The sequence below is a fragment of the Polaromonas sp. 39-63-25 genome (assembly GCF_002278925.1).
Taxonomy (GTDB): Bacteria; Pseudomonadota; Gammaproteobacteria; order Burkholderiales; family Burkholderiaceae_C; genus Polaromonas.
In genome coordinates this window covers 100308-125151 of sequence record NZ_NCJH01000004.1, presented here as the reverse complement: position 1 = coordinate 125151, position 24844 = coordinate 100308, and the positions used below count along the sequence as shown (strand labels likewise).

Annotated in this window: 23 protein-coding genes; 13 read left to right on the top strand and 10 right to left on the bottom strand. The window is 63.1% G+C overall.

Annotated elements, in window-relative coordinates; genetic code table 11:
• Positions 1-33 precede the first annotated feature (33 nt).
• Positions 34-1080: a permease gene (locus tag B7X65_RS05835; RefSeq protein ID WP_293593355.1), complete on the bottom strand. Its 1047-nt coding sequence runs from the start codon at positions 1078-1080 to the stop codon at positions 34-36.
• Positions 1081-1250: 170 nt separating this feature from the next.
• Positions 1251-1793, bottom strand: coding sequence for a sigma-70 family RNA polymerase sigma factor (locus B7X65_RS05830; RefSeq protein WP_293593354.1), 543 nt, complete (start codon positions 1791-1793; stop codon positions 1251-1253).
• 303 nt (positions 1794-2096) lie between these two features.
• Between B7X65_RS05830 and B7X65_RS05825 the strand changes: the two genes are divergently transcribed.
• The 6 genes from B7X65_RS05825 (at position 2097) to B7X65_RS05800 (ending at position 9743) form a co-directional block, all read left to right on the top strand.
• Complete coding sequence (locus tag B7X65_RS05825) at positions 2097-4049, top strand: PhoX family phosphatase (protein ID WP_293593353.1); 1953 nt, start codon at positions 2097-2099, stop codon at positions 4047-4049.
• Between the two features lie 113 nt (positions 4050-4162).
• Positions 4163-5017 carry a GNAT family N-acyltransferase gene (locus B7X65_RS05820; protein WP_293593352.1) on the top strand — a complete coding sequence of 285 codons (855 nt, stop codon included), beginning with the start codon at positions 4163-4165 and terminating at the stop codon, positions 5015-5017.
• Entirely contained in the window at positions 5017-6003 is a 987-nt protein-coding gene (locus B7X65_RS05815; protein WP_293593351.1) for a UDP-2,3-diacylglucosamine diphosphatase, read from the top strand. Before B7X65_RS05820 ends, B7X65_RS05815 begins: the two co-directional genes overlap by 1 nt.
• Positions 6000-7067, top strand: a complete 1068-nt coding sequence (locus B7X65_RS05810) for a glycosyltransferase family 1 protein (protein ID WP_293593350.1) — start codon at positions 6000-6002, stop codon at positions 7065-7067. The genes B7X65_RS05815 and B7X65_RS05810 overlap by 4 nt, the downstream gene beginning before the upstream one ends.
• An 88-nt stretch (positions 7068-7155) precedes the next feature.
• Positions 7156-9270, top strand: coding sequence for a polyphosphate kinase 1 (gene ppk1, locus B7X65_RS05805; RefSeq protein WP_293593382.1), 2115 nt, complete (start codon positions 7156-7158; stop codon positions 9268-9270).
• Positions 9271-9272: 2 nt separating this feature from the next.
• Positions 9273-9743, top strand: a complete 471-nt coding sequence (locus B7X65_RS05800) for a histidine phosphatase family protein (RefSeq protein WP_293593349.1) — start codon at positions 9273-9275, stop codon at positions 9741-9743.
• Positions 9744-9772: 29 nt separating this feature from the next.
• Here the strand turns inward: B7X65_RS05800 and B7X65_RS05795 are convergent, their stop codons facing one another.
• Positions 9773-10195, bottom strand: a complete 423-nt coding sequence (locus B7X65_RS05795; protein ID WP_293593348.1) for a hypothetical protein — start codon at positions 10193-10195, stop codon at positions 9773-9775.
• 79 nt (positions 10196-10274) lie between these two features.
• A complete protein-coding gene (gene ppx / locus B7X65_RS05790; RefSeq protein WP_293593347.1) occupies positions 10275-11765 on the bottom strand; it encodes an exopolyphosphatase in 1491 nt (496 codons plus the stop codon).
• Positions 11766-12084: 319 nt separating this feature from the next.
• On the opposite strand from ppx, the gene pstS reads away from it, so the two are divergent.
• From pstS to phoR, 7 genes are all read left to right on the top strand, one after another.
• Positions 12085-13116 (top strand): phosphate ABC transporter substrate-binding protein PstS, encoded by a 1032-nt coding sequence (pstS, locus tag B7X65_RS05785; protein ID WP_293593346.1) that lies wholly within the window; start codon positions 12085-12087, stop codon positions 13114-13116.
• Between the two features lie 111 nt (positions 13117-13227).
• A complete protein-coding gene (gene pstC, locus B7X65_RS05780; protein WP_293602617.1) occupies positions 13228-14208 on the top strand; it encodes a phosphate ABC transporter permease subunit PstC in 981 nt (326 codons plus the stop codon).
• Between the two features lie 37 nt (positions 14209-14245).
• Positions 14246-15100, top strand: a complete 855-nt coding sequence (pstA, locus tag B7X65_RS05775) for a phosphate ABC transporter permease PstA (protein WP_293593344.1) — start codon at positions 14246-14248, stop codon at positions 15098-15100.
• A gap of 50 nt (positions 15101-15150) precedes the next feature.
• The gene (pstB, locus tag B7X65_RS05770; RefSeq protein WP_293593343.1) at positions 15151-15936 is read left to right on the top strand and encodes a phosphate ABC transporter ATP-binding protein PstB; all 786 of its coding nucleotides are present in this window, start codon (positions 15151-15153) and stop codon (positions 15934-15936) included.
• A 2-nt stretch (positions 15937-15938) separates the two neighbouring features.
• A complete protein-coding gene (gene phoU / locus B7X65_RS05765) occupies positions 15939-16640 on the top strand; it encodes a phosphate signaling complex protein PhoU (RefSeq protein ID WP_293593342.1) in 702 nt (233 codons plus the stop codon).
• A gap of 16 nt (positions 16641-16656) precedes the next feature.
• The gene (gene phoB / locus B7X65_RS05760) at positions 16657-17355 is read left to right on the top strand and encodes a phosphate regulon transcriptional regulator PhoB (RefSeq protein ID WP_293593341.1); all 699 of its coding nucleotides are present in this window, start codon (positions 16657-16659) and stop codon (positions 17353-17355) included.
• Positions 17356-17383: 28 nt separating this feature from the next.
• The gene (phoR, locus tag B7X65_RS05755; protein WP_293593340.1) at positions 17384-18724 is read left to right on the top strand and encodes a phosphate regulon sensor histidine kinase PhoR; all 1341 of its coding nucleotides are present in this window, start codon (positions 17384-17386) and stop codon (positions 18722-18724) included.
• A 33-nt stretch (positions 18725-18757) separates the two neighbouring features.
• Here phoR and B7X65_RS05750 read toward each other — a convergent pair whose 3' ends face one another.
• The 6 genes from B7X65_RS05750 to trxA all read right to left on the bottom strand — a co-directional run bounded on the left by B7X65_RS05750 (position 18758) and on the right by trxA (position 24698).
• Entirely contained in the window at positions 18758-19678 is a 921-nt protein-coding gene (locus B7X65_RS05750) for a carbon-nitrogen hydrolase family protein (protein WP_293593339.1), read from the bottom strand.
• Positions 19675-20349 (bottom strand): GNAT family N-acetyltransferase, encoded by a 675-nt coding sequence (locus tag B7X65_RS05745; protein WP_293593338.1) that lies wholly within the window; start codon positions 20347-20349, stop codon positions 19675-19677. Before B7X65_RS05745 ends, B7X65_RS05750 begins: the two co-directional genes overlap by 4 nt.
• A 125-nt stretch (positions 20350-20474) precedes the next feature.
• Complete coding sequence (locus B7X65_RS05740; protein WP_293593337.1) at positions 20475-22244, bottom strand: hypothetical protein; 1770 nt, start codon at positions 22242-22244, stop codon at positions 20475-20477.
• A gap of 97 nt (positions 22245-22341) precedes the next feature.
• The gene (locus tag B7X65_RS05735) at positions 22342-22623 is read right to left on the bottom strand and encodes a type B 50S ribosomal protein L31 (RefSeq protein ID WP_096695864.1); all 282 of its coding nucleotides are present in this window, start codon (positions 22621-22623) and stop codon (positions 22342-22344) included.
• A 211-nt stretch (positions 22624-22834) separates the two neighbouring features.
• A complete protein-coding gene (rho, locus tag B7X65_RS05730) occupies positions 22835-24097 on the bottom strand; it encodes a transcription termination factor Rho (RefSeq protein ID WP_096662678.1) in 1263 nt (420 codons plus the stop codon).
• A gap of 268 nt (positions 24098-24365) precedes the next feature.
• On the bottom strand, positions 24366-24698 hold the full coding sequence (gene trxA, locus B7X65_RS05725) for a thioredoxin TrxA (RefSeq protein WP_293593336.1): 333 nt from the start codon (positions 24696-24698) through the stop codon (positions 24366-24368).
• Between the last annotated feature and the right edge of the window lie 146 nt (positions 24699-24844).

Here is a 24844-nt window from a genome sequence, read left to right as displayed (position 1 = left end):
CTTGAGATTGAAGTTGATGAAATAAAGCTGTGCCTACAGCACCGCGTTGAATACAAAACCTACCAGCAGGATGCCGCCGGACACCACCGCCACAAAGGTGACAATCAGCCGCAGCTTGAGCACCTTGCGCAGGATGATCAGCTCGGGCAGGGACAGCGCAATCACGCTCATCATGAAAGCCAGCACGGTGCCCAGGGCCGCGCCCTTGGCCAGCAGCGCCTGCACGATGGGAATCACGCCTGCTGCATTGGTGTACATCGGCACACCCATCAGCACCGCCAGCGGCACCGACCACCAGGCTTCCTTGCCCATGAAGCTGGCCATGAACGCTTCCGGCACATAGCCATGGATCAAAGCGCCCAGTGTTATGCCGCCCAGGATGTAGGGCCAGACCTTGCCCACGATCTCGCGTACCGCTGAAAAGCCGGCTTGAATGCGGTCAGCCAGCGTGGTCTGCGCGTCTTCAAACTGGGCCGAAGTTTTGGGCATGTCGCGCACCCAGTCTTCCAGCCAGGCTTCCATCTTGAGGCGGCCAATGACCCAGCCCGCGACGATGGCGACCGTCAGGCCCAGGCCCAGGTACAACAGCGCCACTTTCCAGCCGAACAGGCCAAACAGCAACGTCAGCGCCACTTCGTTGACCATGGGGGCAGAGATCAGGAAGGAGAACGTGACCCCCAGCGGCACCCCCGCCTGCACAAAACCGATGAACAGCGGCACCGCGGAGCATGAACAAAACGGCGTGACGATGCCCAGGGACGCGGCCATCACGTTGGCCACGCCCTCGCTGCGACCGGCCAGCAGGGCGCGGGTGCGCTCCGGCGTGAAGTAGCTGTTGATCATGCCCATGACAAACACCACGCCGGTCAGCAACATCAGCACCTTGGGCGTGTCGTAGAAGAAAAACTGCAGCGCACCACCCAGGTGGCTGGCCCGGTCTACCGGCAAGGCGGCGACCAGTGCTTCAGAGCCGGGAAGCAGTGTCTGGTAAAGGCCCAGCCAGACCAGAGCGGCCAGGATCAAAAAGATGACCGGCTGGCGCAGGGGCCAGGATTTTTGCGGCGTCGTGACGGTGTTCATACCCATGAAGACGAACGGAATCGGCAAAAGACGCACAAATCGCAGAAATAATGATGAAATATGCCTCCAGCCCTTATGCAGAAAGCGCAAGAAGCTATCAAAATAGTAGCAAAAGAGGGTGTAGGCACGGCTGCGGGGCCGGTGCTCAGCGTTCTTTCAAGCCGCCAGCTCTACGGACGCGGCACAAAATCCGCGACGTGCCCGGTATCGTCGATTTGCACCTGGCAAGCCACGGTCATGCGCTGCTTCAGGCGCTGGCGTGCGCGCTGCAGGCGCGATTTGGCGGCGCTGAGGTTCAGCCCCCTGGCGGCGGCGAACTCGGCTTGGGGCATGCCTTGCAGGTCACAGAGCGTGATGACCTCGCGGTCCTCGGCCGTCAGCTCAGAGAGCACGCGCGGCAGGCAGGCCGTGAGGGTGTCCACCGTGTCGGCTTCGTCGGCAGGTGCGGCCAGGTCGTCGGGTACTTCCACGGTCGCGCGGGCCACGCGCAGCCGATCGGCCAGTGTGTTGCGCGCCACCTCGAACAGCCAGGCGCGGGCGTTTTGCACCGAGCAGAAGCGTTCACCCTGGCGCAGGGCCTTGATGAACAGGTCCTGCAGCAGGTCGTCGGCCTCGGCAGGGTTGCCCAGCCGATGGCGCAGCCAGCCGCGCAACTCGGGCGCGTGGGTGGCCCAGGCGGTGGTCAGACAATTCGGTGCGGCTCCGTTCAACATGGTTTCCTCAGGCACTGATGGCCAGCCGCTTCATTTTCGCCCAAGGTGCCATGGGGTTGGTGACGTCATTGCTTTTCCTGCTGCAGGGCAGGAGCGATGCCGGAACGGACAGTTCACTGAAATCGCCTGAATTTCAAGTCAGTCAGCCCCCGCCCACGAAGGACGGGCGCAGGCAGCTACGCAATTCATAGTCTGCGCAGTCACCAACTGACTGTCATCAAACTGCCACCAAACCGACATGAACACGTCACCCTCGACTTCCAGAATCACCGCATCAGTCAAAAACACGATGGAGAGTGATTCATGGGTCAAGGTTTCGGCAGGGATTATGAGCAGGGTGAAGGCGTCAACACGACGTGCAATCCGTTCATTCATGAAGTAGACGGTGAGCGTCGCCATGTGCTGCGTTGCACGACGGCGGCGGTGGCGCTGCTGATGGGGTCGCACACGCTGACGGCCAGCGCCGCGGCGCCCGCCAAAGGCAGGCCGCTCGGTTTTACCGGCGTATCGACTTCCAGCGCCGACGCGCTGGTGGTGCCGCCCGAGTACGAAGCCCAGGTGCTGTACCGCTGGGGCGACGCGACCGGTATTGCCGGGGCTGCGGCACCGGCCTTCAGTGCGGATGCGTCGAACAGCTGGCAGGAGCAGCTGCTGCAGTCGGGCATGCACCACGACGGCATGGAGTTTTTCCCGCTGGACAAGAACCCGCGCCACGGCCTGCTGGCCATCAACCACGAATACACCGACGACGGCCTGCTGCACAGCGACGGCATGAAGACCTGGACCGCCGACAAGGTGCGCAAGTCGCAGGCGGCGCACGGCGTCAGCGTGATCGAGGTGGTGGAACGCGCCGGTGTCTGGCGCGTGATGCCCAACTCGCGTTATGCGCGCCGCATCACCGGCAACACACCCATGCAGTTCAGCGGCCCGGCCGCCGGGCATGCGCTGCTGAAAACTTCGGCCGATCCCGAGGGCATGCGCCCGCTGGGCACGCTGAACAACTGCGCCGCCGGCCAGACGCCCTGGGGCACCTTCCTGACCTGCGAGGAAAACTGGAACGGTTACTTCTCGGCGCAGGACAAGCCGAACCCGGACGAGGCGCGTTACGGCCTGCGTGCCAAGGGCTTTGGTTACCGCTGGCACGAGTTTGACGAACGTTTTGATGTGGCCAAACACCCGAACGAGCCACACCGCTTCGGCTGGGTGGTGGAGATCGATCCGCAGGACCCGACACAGACTCCGATCAAGCGCACGGCGCTGGGCCGCATCAAACATGAAGGGGCAACGGCGACGCTGTCCCGCGATGGCCGCGCGGTGGTCTACATGGGTGATGACGAGCGTTTTGAGTACATCTACAAGTTTGTCAGTCGCGACAAGGTCAAGCCCGGTGGTTACCGCGCCAACAAGGACATTCTGGACCACGGTACGCTGTATGTGGCGCGCTTTGATGCACAGGGTTACGGCCGCTGGCTGCCGCTGGTGCATGGCGAAGACGGCCTCAATGCCGCCAGCGGCTTTGCCAGCCAGGCCGACGTGGTGGTGAAGTGCCGTCAGGCGGCAGACGTGGTGGGTGCCACCAAAATGGACCGCCCCGAGTGGGTGGCGGTGCACCCCAACACCGGCGAGGTGTTTGTCACGCTGACCAACAACAGCCGCCGCGGCCAGGGCGGCCGCATGGCCGACGCTGCCAATCCGCGCAACGACAACATCATGGGCCACATCATCCGCTGGCGCGAAGGCAAGAGCCGTCAGGGCGACGCTGTCAGCCGGCTCGACGGCGACGCCAGCGCCACCGAGTTCCGCTGGATGCACTTTGCCCTGGCAGGTGACCCGAATGCCGACAAGGCCGAATACCGCGGCACCATCAAGGGCGACATGTACGGCAGCCCCGACGGCCTGCAGTTCGATGCGGGTGGCCTGCTCTGGATACAAACCGACATTTCGGGATCGGCCATGCACAAGGGTGCCTACAAAGGCATAGGCAACAACATGATGCTGTGCGCCGACCCGGCGACCGGCGAGACCAAACGCTTTTTGACCGGCCCGGCCGGTTGCGAGGTCACCGGGATGAGCTTCACGCCGGACCGCCGCGCGGTCTTCATCAACATCCAGCACCCCGGTGAAACCGCCGGCGCGCGCGGCAATCCGGCCCAGCCGAAGGCGGTGAGCCATTGGCCGGACGGCCCGGCGGGCGGACGGCCGCGCTCGGCCACCGTCGTCATCCGGCGCAAGGATGGCGGCATCGTCGGGACCTAGTTTCCAAGCAGCAACAGCCCCGACCTCCGGGGCTTTTTTACAGAATTTTTGAGTGCCGGTATCGAGAGTTGAGTGTCGAGAGTCATTTGCGAGAAGACAACCAGGAGTCCATCATGAAAGAACTGCCCAATCCCACCTTTGCATTGTCGCCAGTCGCAATGCCACGGGGGTCACTTCATCAAAGCTCTCATGCTGCCAATCCGGTCGCTGTTCAAGGGGCTGCGCCGGGGAAAATCCAGGTAGGCTGGGCCCGGCACCAGGACGAGGTCCGGCAGGCGCAGCGGCTGAGGTACCAGGTCTTCGCGCTGGAGATGGGGGCGACGCTGCCCAGCACGGTGCCGGGCCACGACATCGACCTGTTCGACGATTTCTGCGAACACCTGCTGGTGCGCGACGAAGCCAGCCAGGAAGTCATAGGCACCTACCGCGTGCTGACGCCGACCCAGGCCAAACGCGTGGGCAGCACCTACAGTGATACGGAGTTCGACCTCACGCGCCTGCGCGCCCTGCGCGAGCGCATGGTTGAGCTGGGGCGCAGCTGTGTGCATGCCGACTACCGCCACGGCGGTGTGATCCTGGCCTTGTGGGGCGCGCTGGCCGAGTTCATGGCGCGCAACCAGCTCGACACCATGATTGGCTGCGCCAGCATTCCGATGCAGCACAGCGGCCATCCGGAATACGGCAGCGGGCATGCCGCGGCCAGCATCTGGCGCCAGGTGCGGCAAAGCCACCTCGCCGCCATCGAATACCACGTGACGCCGCGCCTGGCCCTGCCGGTTGAGCAGCTCGACGACTCGCTGGACGTCGAGCCGCCCGCGCTGATCAAGGGTTACCTGCGCCTGGGCGCCAGGGTGCTGGGCGCGCCGGCCTGGGACCCGGACTTCAATTCAGCCGACCTGCCCATGATGATGCGTATTGCCGACCTGCCGCCGCGTTATCGCAAGCATTTTTCCGCGAGGGAGGCCTGATGCGTACGCTGTTCGACAAGCTTGGTTCGCTCAACCCCGGTCTCCCGCAAGGTGGGGACGATGCGCATGACGACGCCGCACTGCGCAAGCGTTACCGCAGCATCTTCATCTCCGACCTGCATCTGGGCACGCCAGGCTGCCAGGCCGCGGCGCTGCTGGATTTCCTCAAGGCGCACCCGAGCGACTACCTCTACCTGGTGGGCGACATCGTGGACGGCTGGCAACTGCGGCGCAAATGGTACTGGCCGCAGTCGCACAACGACGTGGTGCAAAAGCTGCTGCGGCGCGCACGCAAGGGCTGCCGGATTGTCTACGTGCCCGGCAACCATGATGAGTTTGCGCGTGAATTTATCGGCCACCAGTTCGGCGGCATCGAGGTCATGGAAGAAGCGGTCCACGTCACGGCCGATGGCCGCCACCTGTGGATCGTCCACGGCGACTATTTCGATGCTGTCGTGCAGTGCGCCCGCTGGCTGGCCTATGTGGGCGACAACCTGTATGAATTCACGCTCAAGCTCAACCGCCACCTCAACAGCCTGCGCGCGCGCATGGGCCTGCCGTACTGGTCGCTCTCGGCCTACCTCAAACACAAGGTCAAGAGCGCGCTGAACTACGTCACCGACTTTGAAGTCGCCGTGGCCAACGAGGCGCGCCGGCGCGGCCACCAGGGGGTGGTCTGCGGCCACATTCACCGCGCCGAAATGCGCGACATCAACGGCGTGCTGTATTGCAACGACGGCGACTGGGTCGAAAGCCGCACCGCGCTGGTGGAACACTACGACGGCAAGCTGGAGCTGCTGCACTGGGCGCCGTCCCATGAAACCCATCGAAGGGAGCCACTGAAAAGTGGAATTAGCGGAGAGGTCTCCCCTCTGTTCGAGCCGGGGCCGCGGAACTGGCTTGGCCAGGCCGCAGGCGCAGCGGCCCCCCCGGGGGGCAGGGCGCTACACGAAGTGAGCAACCGTGGGGGCCAGTTACAGTCATGAAGATAGCCCTTGTTACCGACGCCTGGCAGCCGCAGGTCAATGGCGTGGTGACCACGCTGGTGGAACTGGTGCGTGAACTGCAGGCCCTGGGCCACACGGTGGAAGTCATCCATCCCGGCCTGTTCAAAACGCGGCCTTGCCCGGGTTATGCCGGCATCGACCTGGCCGTGCGCCCAAAAGCCTTGCTGACCGGGCGGCTGGATGCCTTTGCGCCCGAAGCCATCCACATCGCCACCGAAGGCCCGCTGGGCTGGGCAGCGCGCAGCTATTGCCGCAAGCGGGGCCTGCGTTTTACCACTGCGTTCCACACCAAATTTCCGGAAATCCTCCATGCCGCGTTGAAAATACCGCTGTCCTGGGGTTATGCGCTGTTCCGGCACTTCCACAAGGCCTCCTCCGGGGTCATGGTTCCCACCCACGGTGTGTTGCGCATGCTGGAGCAGCGCGGTTTTCGCCAGCTGCGCAGCTGGACGCATGGGGTGGACACCGCCTTGTTCCCGTTTCATCCCGAGGCGCGGCTCTACCCCCGCATGGGCACGCTGGTGCGGCCGGTGTCGCTGTTTGTCGGCCGCGTGTCGTATGAGAAAAACATCGAGGCCTTCCTGGCACTGGACATTCCGGGGACCAAGGTGGTCTGCGGTGTCGGGCCGCTGGAGGCGTCGCTCAAGGAGCGTTATCCGCAGGTACGCTGGCTTGGCGTGCTGCCGCGCGACGAGCTGGCCAAGGTGTACGCCGCCGCCGATGTGTTTGTTTTCCCCAGCCGGTCGGAGACTTTCGGCCTGGTGATGCTCGAAGCCATGGCCAGCGGCACGCCGGTTGCGGCCTACCCGGTCGACGGTCCGCTGGAGGTGCTGGGCAAGCCGGACGGCAGCCGCCACGGCGGTGTGCTGGATGAGGACCTGAAGCACGCCTGTTACAGCGCGATGGCGGTGCCGCGCCATGAAGCGCGCGCCCGTTCGCTGGACTTCAGCTGGGCACATGCCGCCCAGCTGTTCGAAGGGTATCTGGTGCCGGTACGTGGCCAGGCCACCAGTCCCCTGGTGACGGCGCAAGCAGCCGCCTGAAACATTTGACATGATGTTGTCACGCATTTGTCATCAAACCAGCGCACACTGACAAGTCAGATTCATGACAATTACCAGTTCGGACCGCATGTTTCAAACTTCTGCCAATTCGCTCCCGGCTGTGAGCGCCCCTGCCGCGGCTGCAGCCGTCCAGTTTCTGGACCGGGATCACAGCATCCTGGCTTTCAATGAGCGGGTGCTGGACTGGGCCAGGCGGCCCGACGTGCCGCTGCTGGAGCGGCTGCGCTTCCTGTGCATTGTTTCGTCCAACCTGGACGAGTTTTTCGAGGTGCGCGCCGCACTGCACCTGACGGCTGCGCTCAATCAGGAGCAGAAGGCGCCTTACTCGGCCGAGTCTTTCAAGACCCTGTCTGCCGCCGCCCACGACATGGTGGCGCGTCAGTACGCGCTGTACAACGACGAGTTGATGCCTGAATTTGCGAAGCAGGGCATCCGGATCGTTTCCCACGGCGACCGCAGTGCGGCGCAGCGCCGCTGGGTCAAGGCCTACTTCGAGCGTGAGGTCCGGCCGCTGTTGATTCCGGTCGGGCTGGACCCTTCGCATCCGTTTCCGCAGGTGGCCAACAAGTCGCTCAATTTCATTGTCCGGCTCGGCGGGCGCGATGCCTTCGGCCGCGAGAACGACATCGCGATCGTCAAGGTGCCGCGGGTACTGCCGCGCCTGATCCACATGCCCGACAAGGGCTCGCAGAAAAAGCTGCTGTTTGTCTCGTTGTCGAGCATCATCCGGGCGCACCTGGCCGATCTGTTTCCGGGCCGCGAAGTCGGGGAGTTTTCGCAGTTTCGCGTGACGCGCCATTCCGACCTGGCGGTTGATGAGGACGACGTGAAAAACCTGCGCACCGCGTTGCGTCTGGGCCTGGAGCAGCGTCATTACGGGCAGGCGGTGCGGCTGGAGGTGTCGGCCGGTTGCTCGAAACATCTATCGGATTTTCTGCTGGGCCAGTTCAGCCTGCCGGAGGAAGCCTTGTACCGCGTACACGGTCCGGTCAACCTGGTGCGCCTGACCCAGCTGGTGGACCTGGTCAATGACCCGAAGCTGCTTTTTCCGCCCTACAAGGCCTGTTACCCGACGCAACTGGTGCCGGGGCAGTCGTTTTTTGAACGGCTCAAGCAAGGCGACGTGTCCATCCACCAGCCCTTCGAGAGTTTCAACGGCGTGCTCGATTTCCTGCGCGAGGCCGTGAACGACCCGCAGGTGCTGGCCATCCGGCAGACCATTTACCGAACCGGGCCCGACTCCGAACTCATGGTCCTGCTGCGCGAGGCGGTGCGTCGCGGCAAGGAAGTCACGGTGGTGCTCGAGCTCAAGGCGCGCTTCGACGAGGAAGCCAACATCAACTGGGCCGAGATGCTGGAGTCGATCGGGGCGCAGGTGGTGTATGGCGTGGTCGGGCTCAAGACCCACGCCAAGATGCTGCTGGTCACGCGGCGTGAAGGTCGCCAGCTGGTGCGTTATGCGCATCTTTCCACCGGCAACTACAACCCGAACACCGCGCGCCTTTACACCGATGTGAGTTACCTGACGGGCGACCCGACGTTGACGGCGGAAATCGACAGCGTCTTCGGGCATCTGGCCAGCCAGAGCAAATTGCCCAAGCTGCAGCGCCTGCTGGTGGCGCCTTTTCAGCTGCAGCGCAAGCTGATCGAAAAAATCGATGCCCTGGCGGAAGCCGCTGCGCTCGGCAAGGACACACGCCTGGTGGCCAAGATGAACGCCCTGACCGACGAAGGCCTGATGCTGGCCCTGGTCCGGGCAGGGCAACGCGGCGTGAAAATTGACCTGGTGGTGCGCGGCGCCTGCATGTTGCCTGCCGGCGTCCCGGGGGTGACGGACAACATCCGGGTGCGTTCCATCATCGGCCGCTTCCTGGAGCATTCACGCGTGTTCTATTTTCGCTGTGACGGGGAGGAAACCCTGTACCTGTCCAGCGCCGACTGGATGAACCGCAACATGCTGCGGCGCGTCGAGCTGGCCTGGTCGGTGACCGATCCCGCGCTGCGCCAGCGCATCATTGACGAATGCCTGGTCGCCTACCTGCATGACAGCCAGGACGCCTGGGACCTGCAGCCCGATGGCAGCTATTTGCAGGCGGGCGCATCGCAGCGGGGCGAGCAACACGGCGCGCAGGCTGCGCTGATGGCCCGTTACTCGGCCGGCGACGCCGTGATGGAAGCCTAGCGATGGACCTGATCCTGTGGCGTCATGCAGAGGCTGAAGAGTCGCCTGCCGACGCGCAGGGCGGGAACGACCTCGAACGTTCATTGACACCGAGAGGCGAGAAGCAGGCGGCCCGCATGGCGGCCTGGCTGGACCGCCAATTGCCGGAGCGGGCGCGCATTCTCGTGAGTCCGGCGCGCCGCTGCGAGCAGACGGCGCTGGCGCTGGGGCGCAAGTACAAGATCCGTGCCGAACTCGGGCCCGACGCGCCGCCGTCGCAACTGCTCGAACTGGTGCAATGGCCGGTCAACAAGCTGCCTATCCTGGTGATCGGCCATCAGCCGACGCTGGGACAAACCATCGCCCAGTTGCTGGGCCTCCAGGAAAGCGAATGCGCCGTGAAGAAGGGGGCGCTCTGGTGGCTGCGCACGCGTGAGCGCGAAGAGGGGTTGCAGACCGTGGTGGTCACGGTGCAATCACCCGAACTGCTCTGAGCCACGCCTGCCGGCTGGGCTGCGCTGGTTCAGGAAGACTTTGTCGGGCGACCGGTCTTGATCGCCGGCACATTGGCCAACGCCGTCAGAAAGGCTGCATCCTGCATGGCTGCCAGTGCCTTGATGCCGGCCCTGAGTAATTCACTTTTTTTGACCGGCTGGGTCAACTTGGCAGCGCGCTGCTTGAGCTCGTCAAGCACCACATATTCGGCCTTGGGAATGGTGAAGCTGTCGCGTACCAGTTTGGGTTTTTTAACCTTCTCGGGTTTTTCCGACGCGGTGGCAGCCCTGGGCTTGATCGTCTGGTTTTTGACGGGGGCGGTCGGGGTCATGGCCTTTTTGGCGACAGGGGCTCTGGCTTTCGTGACGGGTGTTGCCGCTTTCCTGACGGGCGCCTTGCGGGAGGCGGTGCCGGCTTTCACTGGGAGGCCGGATTTTTTCGCAGTTGCCATGTGAATGTCTTTCGGAGTAAACAGTATATACAGTTTATACCGTTCTTGAAAAACAGGTCAAGCCCCGTCCCTCAGGCCTTCAGAGTCCTTCGAGCGCCAGACTCCAGGGCGTTTTCTGCCAGGCCAGCACTTCTTCACGCAGCAGGTGCGCTGACTGGGGGTAGGCCTCGGCCCAACCCGGTCGGCAGACCAGCGAAAACTGGCGATTACCGGCGCTGGCGATCTGCACGCCCTTGACATCGGGGTCGCGACGCGCGTGGCACAGGATCACCGCCAGCCGCAGGCAAAGCAGCTGCAGCACGAAAACCTCGTCCTCGAAATCGGCCTCCAGCTTGCGCAGCTTGCCGCGGTGGCCCAGCACCAGCAGGCTCAGGCGGTGCAGTTCCTGCAGGGTGAAGCCCGGTGCATCGGCGTTGTCCAGGATGTAGGCGCCGTGCTTGTGGTAATCGCTGTGCGAGATGTGGCTGCCGATTTCATGCAGCAGGGCGGCCCAGTCGAGCTTGCGCTGGACACGCCCCAGTTCGGCCGGCGACAGGCCGGTGCTGGCTTGCGCGAAGAGGGCGCGGGCGATCCTGCTCACGCGCTGGGCCTGCGCGGTGTCGGTGTCGAACTTGCGGGTCAGCCGCTGCACGCTGGTCGAGCGCAGGTCGGTCGTTTCTTCCTCGCGGTCGAGCAGGTCGTACAGCACGCCATGACGCAGGGCGCCCTGGGCGGTCTGCATCTGCTTGATGCCCATCAGCTCGAACACCGCGCGCAGCACGCTGACGCCGCCGCCAATCACGGCACGCCGGTCGTCCTTCATGCCTTCGAGCTTGAGGCGCTCTGCGCTCTGGGCCTTGAGCAGGCGGTCCAGCAGCCAGTCCAGCCCTTCGCGCGTGACCAGGCCCTGGGGCCAGCCCCCGGCCATCAGCACATCGCTCACAGCACCGACCGTGCCCGACGAGCCGTAGGCCACGTCCCAGCCGCCGCGGTAGAGATTGATGGCTTCGTCCAGCACTGCCTTGGCGGCCACCTCGGCCGTCTGGAAGGCCCGCGCGGTGAACTGGCCGTCGGGGAAATACTTCATCGACCAGCCCACGCTGCCGACGCGGTAGGACTCCATGGTCACCGCGTCCAGGCCCTTGCCCAGGATCATTTCGGTGGACCGGCCCCCGATGTCCACGACCAGGCGGCGTTCGCCGGACTGCGGCAGCAGGTGCGCCACGCCCTGGTAGATCAGGCGGGCTTCCTCGCGTCCGGAGATCACGTCGATGGGAAAACCCAGCACCTTGTGGGCGCGCTGCAGAAAAACGTCGCGGTTGCGGGCTTCGCGCAGGGTCTGGGTGGCGACGGCGTGCACCTCCCCCTTTTTGAAGCCGGCGAGGCGCTCGCCAAACCGCGCCAGGCAGTCCCAGCCGCGCTGCATGGCTTCCGGCGTGAGGTTGCGATCCTCATCCAGGCCGTTGCCCTGGCGCACGGTTTCCTTGAGGTATTCGGTACGGTGGATCTGGCCGTGATCGAGACGGCCTATTTCGAGGCGGTAGCTGTTGGACCCAAGGTCCACGGCAGCCAGGCGGGTTCCATTTTGCATGTGTGAGTGATTGTTTGGGGCGCAGCCAGCATAGCATTCACGCGGAACGACAGTGCCGGGACGGGCATGGCGGCAGGGGCCCGGAAGGGCTACCTGCCGTTGGGAAACGACACAATCAGGCAGAGTGCCGGGCGCCGGTGACCGGGCTGTGAAACGCGGCCAATCCGGGCTGCGGACAGGGGGGGGGCCGGTTGTGGGAGCCACGAATGACCGATTGGTAAAATCGGGTCCTGTTTTTTCATGCGTTTGTCACGTACCTGTCACATTGAGCTTCTACAGTACAGCCTGTTGACCCGTTTATCCAACCGTAAGGAGCCACATGAAACACAAGCGCATTTTCCTCAAAGCAATGGCCGTCGCCGCTTTTGCCACTCTGGGCATGGGTTCCGCCATGGCCGCCGACATCACCGGCGCCGGCGCGACCTTCCCCTTCCCGATTTACGCCAAGTGGGCCGAAGCCTACAAAAAGGCGACCGGCACCGGCCTGAACTACCAGTCCATCGGTTCGTCGGGCGGCATCCGCCAGATTCGCGCCAAGACGGTTGCTTTCGGCGCGTCTGACGCACCCGTGCCCGGCGCGGACCTGGACAAGGATGGCATGGTCCAGTTTCCCGCCATCATCGGCGGCACCGTGCCCGTGATCAACCTCGAAGGCTTCAAGCCTGGCGAACTGCGCGTCACCGGCCCCGTGCTGGCCGAGATGTTCCTGGGCAAGGTTGTCAAGTGGAACGACCCCAAACTGGTAGCCCTGAACCCCGGCAAGACACTGCCTGACCAGAACATCACCGTGGTGCACCGCGCTGACGGATCCGGCACGACCTTCAACTGGACCGACTACCTGACAGTGGTCAGCAAGGAATGGGCCGACACCGTGGGCAAGGGTGCTGCCGTGAAGTGGCCTGCACCGTCTTCCGTCGGCGGCAAGGGCAACGAAGGCGTGGCCGCCAACGTGAACCGCGTCAAGGGCGCGCTGGGTTACGTGGAATACGCCTACGTGAAGAAGAACAAGATGAATTTCCTGCAGCTGCAGAATGCCGATGGCAAGTATGTGAGCCCGGACGATGCTGCATTTGCCTCCGCTGCCGCGGGTGCCGACTGGTTCAGCGTGCCCGGCATGGGCGTCTCCATGGTCAATGCCAAGGGCGCAGACAGCTGGCCCGTGAGCACGGCTTCCTTCATCCTGATGTACAAGAACCCAGCCGACAAAGCGCAGTCCGCCGAGGTGTTAAAGTTCTTTGACTGGGCCTTCAAAAACGGCAAAGGCATGGCTTCCGAGCTCGACTACGTGCCGCTCCCCGACGCGCTGACTGCCCAGATCCGCACCAAGGTGTGGTCGCAGATCGCGAAGTGAGTTGAACTGATCCTGAAATGACATCCGCCGTCCGGCAAGTCCGGCCGGCGGATGTCGGTTTATCAGATTGGATGACCTCACATGGGAGTCAAAATGAGCATGGAAATCGCCATGAATCCGCTAAATGCGCCTGTCGAGACCGTCAACCCCAACATGGCGTCGATCGCCAGGCGGCAACGCTTCCAGGACATCCTGTTTCACCGCGTCACCCAGAGCTTTTCGCTGCTGGTGCTGATTGCCCTGGTGGGCATCATCATCTCCTTGTTCATCAACGCCTGGCCCACGTTCCAGAAGTTCGGCTTCAACTTCATCTGGCGCGTTGAATGGGACATCATCAACGAGGAATTCGGCGCCGCGATTGCCATCGTTGGCACCATCGCCAGTTCCGGACTGGCCATGCTGATTGCAGTGCCGCTGGCTTTTGGCATCGCGCTGTTTCTCACCGAGACCTGTCCTGTCTGGCTGCGCCGTCCCCTGGGGATCGCAGTTGAGCTTTTGGCTGCGGTGCCCTCCATCATTTACGGCATGTTCGGCCTGTTTGTATTTGCGCCCCTGTTTGCCGACTACTTCCAGATGCCGGTGCAGCAACTGCTGGGCGGCATGCCGCTGATCGGTTTCCTGTTCGGCGGCAGCACCAACGGTTTCGGGATTCTGGCCGCCGGCATTGTGCTGGCCTTCATGGTCCTGCCGTTTGTGGCTGCAGTGATGCGCGATGTGTTCGAGATCGTGCCGCCCATCCTGCGCGAATCGGCCTACGGTCTGGGATGCACCACCTGGGAAGTGGTCAGGCGGGTGGTCCTGCCCTACACCCAGAAGGGCGTCATTGGCGGGATCATGCTTGGCCTGGGTCGTGCGCTGGGTGAGACCATGGCGGTAACCTTTGTGATCGGCAATGCCAACCGCATGCCCACCTCGCTGTTTTCGCCGGGCACATCGATTGCATCCACGCTGGCCAACGAGTTTGGGGAAGCGGCCGACTTCCACCTCTCCACCCTGTTTGCACTGGGTTTTCTGCTCTTCGTCATTACCTTCATCGTGCTTTCACTCGCCAAGATATTGATGTTGCGCGCCGAGAAGGCCAAGGGCCTCTGAGCCCCTGCCACACACTCCAACAAATCGGGAAGCCCTGATGAAACTCAACCAACAACTCTACACAAGCCGCAGGCGTTCCAATGCCATCGGCCTGACGCTTTCCATGGGCGCCATGGTGCTTGGTCTGGTCGTGCTGCTGTGGATCCTGAGTGTGCTGTTCGCCAACGGCTTTGCGGCGCTGGACTGGAACATGTTCACCCAGTCCACACCCGCGCCGGGCAGCGAAGGCGGGGGCCTGGCCAACGCCATCGTTGGCAGCCTGATGATGGTCGGCTTCGCGGTACTTGTATCCACGCCCATCGGGGTTTTTGCCGGCGTGTACCTGGCCGAGTACGGTGACCAGAGCAAAACCGCCGAACTGACACGTTTCGTCACGGACATCATGCTTTCCGCTCCCTCCATTGTGCTGGGACTGTTTGTGTACGCCATCGCGGTGGCCACCGTGGGCAATTTTTCCGGTTGGGCCGGCAGCCTGGCGCTGTCCCTGATCGCGGTGCCGGTGGTGGTGCGTACCACGGAAAACATGATGCGCCTGGTGCCCGGCAGTTTGCGTGAAGCGGCGTTTGCACTCGGTGCCCCCCGCTGGAAGGTGGCCACGCTGGTTACGCTTCGGGCGGCCAAAAGCGGCGTCATGACGGGTCTGCTGCTGGCGGTCGCGCGCATGAGCGGGGAGACTGCGCCTCTGCTGTTTACCGCGCTCAACAACCAGTTTTTCAGCACCGACATGGGTGCGCCCATGGCCAATCTGCCGGTGGTGATTTTCCAGTTTGCACTCAGCCCCTACGAGAACTGGATACGCCTGGCCTGGGGAGGCGCCTTGCTGATCACCCTGTCGGTACTCGTGCTCAACATCGTGGCACGTGTGTTCCTGCGTGAAAAGGCGCCGGGTTAATGCCGCCGTCCCTCCAAAACATCTGACCTTCTCAAGACCCGGAATCCACCATGCCAGATACTCCAGCCGCCGTGCAAGCAAAAAAAAATGCCCTTGAGCTGCGCAAGCTCCACTTTTTCTACGGTAAATTTCAGGGCCTCAAGAACGTGAACCTCGATATCGAGGAACGCAAGGTGACGGCCTTCATCGGCCCGTCGGGTTGCGGCAAGTCCACGCTGCTGCGCACGCTCAATCGCATGTACAGCCTCTACCCGGGCCAGCGCGCCGAAGGCCAGATCAACTTTTATGGGCAGAACATCCTGGACCCCAAGCAGGACATCAACCTGCTGAGGGCTCGCATTGGCATGGTCTTCCAGAAACCCACGCCGTTTCCGATGTCGATTTACGACAACATCGCGTTTGGCGTGAAGCTCTATGAAAACCTGAGCAAGGGCGAAATGGACGATCGCGTGGAGTGGGCCTTGTCCAAGGCGGCACTGTGGAATGAGGTCAAGGACAAACTCAGCCAGAGTGGCCTGTCGCTGTCCGGCGGCCAGCAGCAGCGACTTTGCATCGCACGCAGCGTGGCCGTCAAGCCGTCTGTGCTGCTGCTCGATGAACCCACATCCGCGCTGGACCCGATCTCCACGGGCAAGGTGGAGGAGTTGGTGCATGAACTGAAGCAGGACTACACCATTGCCATCGTCACCCACAACATGCAGCAGGCGGCGCGTTGCAGCGACTACACCGCGTACATGTACCTTGGCGAACTCATCGAGTTTGGCGAGACCGACCAGATATTCCTCAAGCCAAAACGGCAGGAAACTGAAGATTACATTACAGGAAGGTTTGGTTGATCATGAGTGATAAACATCTGTCCAGCCAGTTCGACAGCGAACTGACCAGCGTCTCCAGCCGCGTCATGGAAATGGGCGGGCTGGTCGAGTCCCAGATTCGCACTGCGGTTTATGCGCTCGCCCAATTCAGTGCCGAAGCCGCAACTGAAGTCACCGACATGGAGTCTCGCGTAAATGCCATGGAGATAGATATCGACAAGGAGCTGTCTTCCATCATCGCGCGCCGCCAGCCCACGGCCCGCGACCTGCGCCTGCTGATCGCCATTTCCAAAACCACCGCGAATCTCGAGCGTGCCGGCGATGAGGCGGAAAAGATCGCACGCATGGTGCGCTCCATCATCGACAGCGGCGCCACGCGCACCTTGCCGTCTTCCGAGCTGCGCATCGCTGCCGACCTGGCCTCCGGCCTGCTCCGCAAGGCACTGGATGCGTTTGCCCGGCTTGATGTCAATGTGGCCGTGTCCATCCTCAAGGAAGACGATGCCATCGACAAGGAGTTTGACGGTTTCGTGCGAAAGCTGATCACCTACATGATGGAAGATCCCCGCACCATTTCGTCCAGCCTGGACCTGCTGTTCGTGGCCAAGGCCATAGAGCGTATCGGTGACCACGCGAAAAACATCGCGGAGTTCATCATTTACGTGGTCAAGGGCGCCGACGTGCGCCACACCTCCATGGAGGCGATAGAGTCCGCGGTCCGCTGACCATGGATCGCTGCTTATGAAGACTGTACCCCGCGTATTGGTGGTGGAAGACGAGCCGGCGATCGCCGAGCTCGTTGCCGTCAACCTCAGGCACAACGGCTTCCAGCCCATCTGGGCGGCCGACGGCGATGCTGCCCAGCGCGAGCTCGATGCCGTGTTGCCGGATGTCATCCTGCTGGACTGGATGCTGCCTGGCCACAGCGGTCTGCAGCTGGCCAAGAAATGGCGCGCCAGCGCGCGCACCAAGGCCATCCCCATCCTGATGATCACGGCCAAGGGCGACGAGCCGGACAAGATCGCTGGTCTGGATGCCGGTGCGGACGACTACATCACCAAACCTTTTTCCACCCAGGAGTTGCTGGCCCGCATCCGCGCCGTGCTCAGGCGGCGTGCACCCGAGACCATGAATGACAGTGTGACGGTGGGAGCCCTGGTGCTCGATGCCGCCACACACCGCATTTCTTTTGAGAACGAAGAGCTCAAGCTGGGGCCGACGGAGTTCAAGCTGCTGCACTACCTGATGAAACATGTGGAGCGCGTTCACAGCCGGGGCCAGTTGCTCGACAAGGTCTGGGGTGACCATGTGTTCATTGAGGAGCGGACGGTGGATGTCCATGTCAAGCGCCTGCGCGAAGCCCTGGGCCCTGCCGGTGCACTGGTGGAAACAGTGCGAGGCGCGGGCTACCGGCTGACCGCTCGTCCCCGAACCTCATGAGGGATTGTTTTTCCCCCACAATCCGCGCATGACGTGGCGTCTTTTCCGTTTCTTCCTTTTCCAGCTGGCAGGCGCATCGCTGGGCCGGTTCCTGTTTCGCGGCAGCAGCCCTACGCAGGGCGCCATCCTGGGCTTGCTGGCTGCGAGTGCGTTGTGGGTGCTGATAGACCTGCGGCGCGGTGCCCGCCTGCTGCTTTGGCTCAAACGCGGCGAGACGGCTGTTCCGGCCAGGGTTGATGGCCTGTGGGGTGAAGTGGCCGACCGGACCTGGCGGCTGATCAGGGCGCGGGAGCAGAAAGCGGCAGACAGCGAGGCGCGGCTGCAGGAATTCCTTGCCGCCATTCAGGCTTCCCCGAACGGGGTGATCCTGCTCGACAAAAACAACCGCATCGAGTGGTGCAACGAGACCGCTGCGGTCCATTTCGGCTTCGACCCGAAAAAGGATGTCATGCAGCATGTCGGCAATCTGCTGCGGGACCCTCATTTTGCGGGCTATTTGGCGGGCGACGACTTCCTGCACGAAATCGTCATCATCGGCCCGCGCAGCACGGCCAGCCGGCCCGTCAGGCTGGCTGTGCATTTGCATCGTTACGGCGAAGGTCGCAAGTTGCTGCTGTCGCGTGACGTCACGGCGCTGGAACAGGCAGAAACCATGCGTCGCGATTTCGTGGCCAACGTGTCGCACGAAATCCGCACGCCACTGACCGTGCTCACAGGTTTTGTGGAAACTCTGCAGACCCTGCCGCTCGATGACGAGGAGCGCGCCCGTTACCTCGCCCTGATGGCCAGGCAGGCTGAGCGCATGCAGACGCTGGTCAACGACCTGCTGACGCTGTCGCGGCTGGAGGGTAGTCCGCCACCGGGAAGCAGTGAATGGGTATCCGTGCGTGCCCTGCTGACCCTGTGCGAGCAGGAAGGGCGGGCCTTGTCGGTCCTGCTTACCGACGGAAGCGGGAAAAAGCATGACTTGCGGGTGGAAGATGCGGCAGACGAGGAGATCGCCGGTTCGCAGGCGGAGTTGCTCAGTGCGATGTCCAATCTTCTCAATAACGCGGTTCGCTACACGCCGGCGGGTGGCCGCATCGAGGTCAGGTGGCAGACGCTGCCGGACGGTCGTGCCGAGTTTTCCGTCAAGGATTCCGGGCCCGGCATCGCGCCTGGGCACATCCCGCGCCTGACCGAGCGCTTCTATCGGGTCGACAGCAGCCGCTCACGCGAAACCGGTGGCACGGGGCTGGGCCTGGCGATTGTCAAACACGTCACGCAGCGTCATGGCGCCGAACTCCGCATCGAGAGCCAACCTGGCCAGGGTTCGCGCTTTTCCATCGTTTTTCCCGCCGGCCGGGTGCGCCCGCTCCAGCCGGTCTGATTCCTCCGGCGGGTGCGGCCTTGACCGGCTGTGTCAGACCGTGGAGACGATCTCGACATCGTTGGCGTAGACGTCGACCCGCTTGTCGTACAGGGGGATGGTGGTGCCGTTGACCCGGTTGCTGACCAGCTTGCCCAGGTCCACGTCGGCAATCACGATCTGCTCCATGTTGGGCACACCCTCGGCAGCGATGCCGTCCCGCGCGAAGGGAAAGTCGGACGGGGTGATGATCGCGGCCTGGCCAAAATGAAGACCCAGACCTTCGACGGCGAGATTGCCCACGGTCCCGGTCACGGCTACGTACACCTGGTTCTCGATGGCGCGCGCATGGCAGCAGTAGCGCACACGCCAGAAACCCTGCCTGTCGTCGGTGCAGGACGGCACGAAGATGATGTCGGCGCCCTGTTCGCACACCTTTCTCGAGAGTTCGGGGAATTCGATGTCGTAGCAGATCAGGATGCTGATGCGACCGTACGGCGTTTCAAACACCTTCAGTTCGTTGCCCGGGTCTCCCTTCCATTTCTCCTTTTCCCAGCGTGTCAGGTGAATCTTGTCCTGGGTGAACACCTTGCCGCCGGGCGTGAAAAGATAGGCGGTGTTGAGCAGGCGTCCGTTGGTGATGGTCGGGTGGCTGCCGCCGATGATGTGAACACCCCAATGCGCAGCCAGCTCGGTGAACAGCGCGATGTAGCGGCCCGTGTAGCTGTCCATTTCCCGCACGGCGCTGCGCAGGTCGCTGGTGTCCATGAAGGACAGCAGCTGGGTGGTGAAGATTTCCGGAAACATCACGAACTGGGGTTTGTAGTCGCCGGCTGCTTTCATCACGAAGCGGACCTGATTCTCGAAACCGTCCCAGTCGCTGATGGCGCGCAGCAGGTATTGCACCGCCGCGATGCGTACCGTGGTCTGCTGGGGTTTGTGCGCGGGGTCGCGCGCGAGGTCGGTGCTGCTCATGCTGTTGCCTCCTGCTGCAGGGCCGCAGCCAGCTGCAGGGTCGGTTTTCTCGTCGGGTCGTAGTCCGGGTTGACCCAGGCGATCAGTGCTGCGTGGCCGAGAGAGTCGCTGTCTTCGGGCAGGTAATTTTCCATGATGCCGCAGTAGCGGAATCCTTCACGCAGCTGAAAGCTCAGCACGGGGTCCACGAAATCCCCCCACAGCGTTTTTTTTGCATAGAGCTCAATCGACATCTGCTGCGCCACGACGCTGTACCCCGGCAGTCTGCCGCAGGCAATGATTCGCCGGAGGTTGAGTTGCCGGCAGATGCGGCGCCGGCCTTCGTACAGGGCGTGGCCTACCCGTTTGCCGCGCAGGCGCGGATCGACAAAAACTTCCGCGCCGTACAAGGTGAATCCTGCCGGGTTGTGCGTGTCGAAGGTGCCGGCGGCGGTGATCTGGGACCATGTGTGCTCGTCTGCCCATTCGTCCCAGGCAATCACCAGCGAGCTGGCGCAGCCGACAATGCGCTGGTCCAGCGTGGCGACCAGCTGTCCTTCGGGGAACAGGTCCAACTGGTGGGCCAGCTGATCGCGCCGCCAGGGGGCAATGGTGGGATAAACATGGGCCTGCAGCTTCAGCAAGGCGTCAATGTCTGCGGGAGAGGTCGAACGAACGGATAGCTTGGTCATGCATCATTTTTCCCGAGCGTCAACGCCTTCGCCAGAGCTTGTTGACGCAAACGGGCGTAGGAGAAGGGCCGCATTGCCCGTAGCGCGTCCTGCGCGTCTCCTTCCGGCGCAGGGCGGCAGGCCGCCTACGGTCGCTGGCGGGCAGGTGCCGTGCCCGGGTCTGCCCCCTGGCCGGCAGCCGCCACGCTGACTCTTTTGTACAGTGCCACGTTTTCGTTTTTGTCGGTGGGGCGGCTCAGGGTGGCCAGGTAGGCCCACTCTGGCATGTCCACGGTTTCGCTGAGCGCGCCCTGGGCGTCGGCATCGACCACCATGTAGGGGCAGACGGCTTTGGCGCCAGCCCGGCGCAGTTCCATGTGGCCGTGGTACTGGAAGGCGGCGACCTGGGCGCTGTTCAGGCCGTATACCTCGACGCAGGCACCGGGCTCGACGCGCGCCGCGACCTGCCGCGACAGCGGCGCGTAGCTGCGGGCATAGTCGAGCAGGGGCAGCCACAGCGTCATCAGCAGCAGCCAGCACAGCGTGGCGCCGCCAGCGGGCAAGACCATGGACTTCCACACCGCCGCGCGCTGGCGGCCGGCCCGCCACTTGACCAGCCAGGCCCAGGCCAGGGTGGCCAGCGCAGCGGCCAAAAATGCCAGCCACGAAAAGCTGGGCTCAAAGCCAGGCGCCAGCTTGGCGACGTTCGCGGCAGGCTGCCTGGGCATGCCGGTCTGCATGGCAATCCAGATCACCCAGATGATGATGGCGCAGCCGGTGAAAAACAGCAGCGTGAACCAGTCAATCAGCGAGGCCACGCTGCGCTTGAGGGTGGGCAAGGCAAAGGCGGCCAGTGCCGCCAGCGGCGGCAGGCTCAGCAGCAGGCTGCGGTCCGACGCGGTGGTGGTCACCGTGGCGGCCAGCGCCACCAGTGCAAACCACAGCGGCAGGGCCACATGCCGGCTGGTCAGCTGCCGGCGCCAGCGCCACAGGGTCCACGCGGCCAGTGGCCAGGTGGGCCAGGCGAACCAGATCAGCAGACGCGCCACGCTGCGCCATTCCTTGCGATCTGCCGGGCTTTCCAGACCGGGAATTTCGATGCGCCAGCGCCACAGATCCAGCCCCCAGGACAGAGCGGCCACCGCCAGGGTCAGACCCCCGGTCAGCAGCACCCAGCGCCAGGCATGGGCCGGGTTGTTGTCGGGCCGGGCGCTTTGCGCGTTGCCCCATGCCACCAGCGTGCTGCCGGCACCCAGGAGCGCGGCCACCGTGGGGGCGCCGCTCAGGGCCAGGCCGGCCAAGCCGACCACCAGCCCGAGGGCAGGACCCATCACTTTCCAGGCGTTGCGGTAGGCGCTGGCCGCCACGGCATAAAAAGCCAATGCCGTGAAACCGAGCTGCGCCAGCGCGGGTGTGGTTTCGTGGGATAGCTGGGCCAGGCCGAGGCTGGCGATCAGGGCCAGCAGGGCGGCATCGGCAATGGCCCGGGCGTAATCGACCGGGCTGGCTTCCCCGCCAAAGGCAAACGCCACGGGCTGGGCCTGCGGGCTGCGCGCCAGGTAATAGACGGCGTACCAGGTACACAGCAGCGTCAGCGCCAGCAGCAGGCCGAACGGTATCCGCACCGCAAAAGCAGGGTCGAGAAAGGGCAGGGCCTTGATCGCCAATGCGCCCATCCAGTAGGGCGCGAGCGCTTCAAACTCGCCGACCTGCCCCAGCAGCAGCGGATGCAGCCAGCTGGTGTTGCCGGCAGCCAGTTCGCGCATGGTGCCGAAGGCCGCAATGTCGGCGTTTTTCCAGGGGCCGCGACCGAGGAAGCCGGGCAGGATATAGGCCACGCAGAACAGCAGCAGCGCCAGCCGGGGCAGGCGGCGAACTGCAGACTGGGCGATGATGGCTGGCGAGGGTTTGTTCAAGGGAGGTCAGGCTGGACGGAAGGCCCGATTTTGGGGCAAAAAAAAAGCAGCCTGACATTCAGGCTGCTTTTTCGTGTGGCCGGAGCAGTTTTGCAGCTTACTCGGCAGCAGGTGCTGCAGCGTCTTTGGCAGCGGTCTTGCCAAAACGGTTGCGGAATTTCTCGACGCGGCCACCCATGTTGTCCACGGATTTCTGTGTGCCGGTGTAAAACGGATGCGATTCGCTCGACGTATCGAGTTTGTACAGCGGCAGTTCGCGGCCGTCTTCCATCTTCACCATTTCTTTGGTGTTGGCGCAGGAACGGGTCACAAACTTGAAGTTGTTGGACATGTCCAGGAAACAAACTTCGCGGTAGTTGGGGTGAATGCCTTCTTTCATGATCTTTCCTTGTTCGTTTCGGGAGCCACTCAAACCAGTTCTGAGCACTTTCCGTGAAGCCTCACATTATGCCATGGAATCAAGCACTTACGGGGCCCCCACGCTTTTTCACTGCGTGTAAACGCTGCCCCCCGAGGGGGCGCTGCGCCTGCGGCCCGGCAAAGCCGGTTCCGCGGCCCCGGCTGGACTAATTCAGTCAGCGGGCAGGGGGCTAACCACCCCGCCTCATCATGTCGAAGAACTCGTGGTTGTTCTTGGTGGCTTTCATGTTTTTGAGCATCAGTTCCATGGACTCGATTTCGTCCATGTTGTACATGAATTGGCGCAAAATCCGCGACTTTTGCAGGATTTCGGGGGCCAGCAGCAGTTCTTCCTTGCGGGTGCCGCTGCGGTTCAGGTGAATCGCCGGGAACACGCGTTTTTCGTAGAGGCGGCGGTCCAGGTGGATTTCGCAGTTGCCGGTGCCCTTGAATTCCTCGAAGATCACCTCGTCCATGCGGCTGCCGGTATCGACCAGCGCGGTGCCGATGATGGTCAGGCTGCCGCCTTCCTCGATCTTGCGCGCGGCGCCGAAGAAACGTTTCGGGCGCTGCAGCGCGTTGGCGTCCACACCGCCGGTCAGCACCTTGCCGGAAGAGGGCAGCACGTTGTTGTAGGCACGGGCCAGGCGGGTGATGGAGTCCAGCAGGATCACCACGTCCTTGCCGAGTTCGACCAGGCGCTTGGCGCGCTCGATCACCATTTCGGCCACGTGCACGTGGCGCGCGGCGGGTTCGTCAAAGGTCGAGGAGATCACTTCGCCGCGCACGCTGCGCTGCATTTCGGTGACCTCTTCAGGGCGCTCGTCGACCAGCAGCACCATCATGACCACTTCGGGGTAGTTGGCGGTGATGGCGTGGGCGATGTTCTGCATCATCACGGTCTTGCCGGACTTGGGCGGCGCCACCAGCAGGGCGCGCTGGCCCTTGCCGATGGGGGCGATGATGTCAATGATGCGGCTGGTCAGGTTTTCCTCGCCCTTGATGTCGCGCTCGAGCTTGAACTGCTCACGCGGGAACAGCGGCGTCAGGTTCTCGAACATCACCTTGTGCTTGTTGGCTTCAGGTGCGCCGTCGTTGACCTTGTCGAGCTTGTTCAGGGCAAAGTAGCGCTCGCCGTCTTTCGGGGTGCGCACTTCGCCTTCGATCATGTCGCCGGTGTGCAGGTTGAAGCGGCGGATCTGGCTCGGGCTGATGTAGATGTCGTCGGTGGAGGCGGTGTAGCTGGAGTCCGGCGCACGCAGGAAGCCGAAGCCGTCGGGCAGCACTTCGAGCACGCCGTCGGCAACGATGGTTTCACCCGTTTTGGAGCGCTTCTTGATGATCGCGAACATCAGCTCCTGCTTGCGCATGCGGCCGGTGTTTTCGATCTCAAGCTCTTCGGCCTGCTTGAGGACTTCAGACACGTGCAGTGCCTTGAGTTCGTTTAAGTGCATGGGGAAACCTTGCGTGAAGTCAACTCCTCGCGGAGTTCAGATAAAAAACGGGGGAGGTCTGAAAGGAAGCTAGAGGCGCTTCACAAACCGGGAACTCGAACCGGCCGGCAGCAGCCGGTCAGCGAACAGGGCCATTATGACAGGAAATTGGGGGTGGTTATCGGGGCGATGGAGGTGCGGGAGCAGGTCCTGCCGATCCGCTTCATGCCGGATGGCGCACCGGCAGGCTGTGCAGGGACAGCGCGCCGGTGGCTGGGGACAAGGCCGATCAGACCAGTTGCTGGTCGATGAAGGCGGTCAGTTGCGCCTTGCTCATGGCGCCGACCTTGGTGGCGGCCAGCTGGCCGTCCTTGAACAGCATCAGCGTCGGGATGCCGCGAATGCCGAACTTGGCGGGAATGTCGCGGTTTTCGTCCACATTCATCTTGGCGATCTGCAGGCGGCCGTCGTAACCGGTGGCGACTTCGTCCAGAATCGGGGCAATCATCTTGCAGGGGCCGCACCACTCGGCCCAGTAGTCGACCAGCACGGGTTTGGAGGCCTGCAGCACGTCGGCTTCGAAGGTGGCATCGGTGGTATGTTTGATCAGTTCGCTCGCCATGGCGGCTCCTTTGTCTGGTTAGGATGGTTACGATACGTTGGGGACTAAAGTTGCAGTCATTGTGGCAGAAAGCAAGTGGCCGGGTCGGACACGCCGGGGCTATGGCTCCGATAGCGATTATTCAATTTGCGGCGTTTGGCCACCGC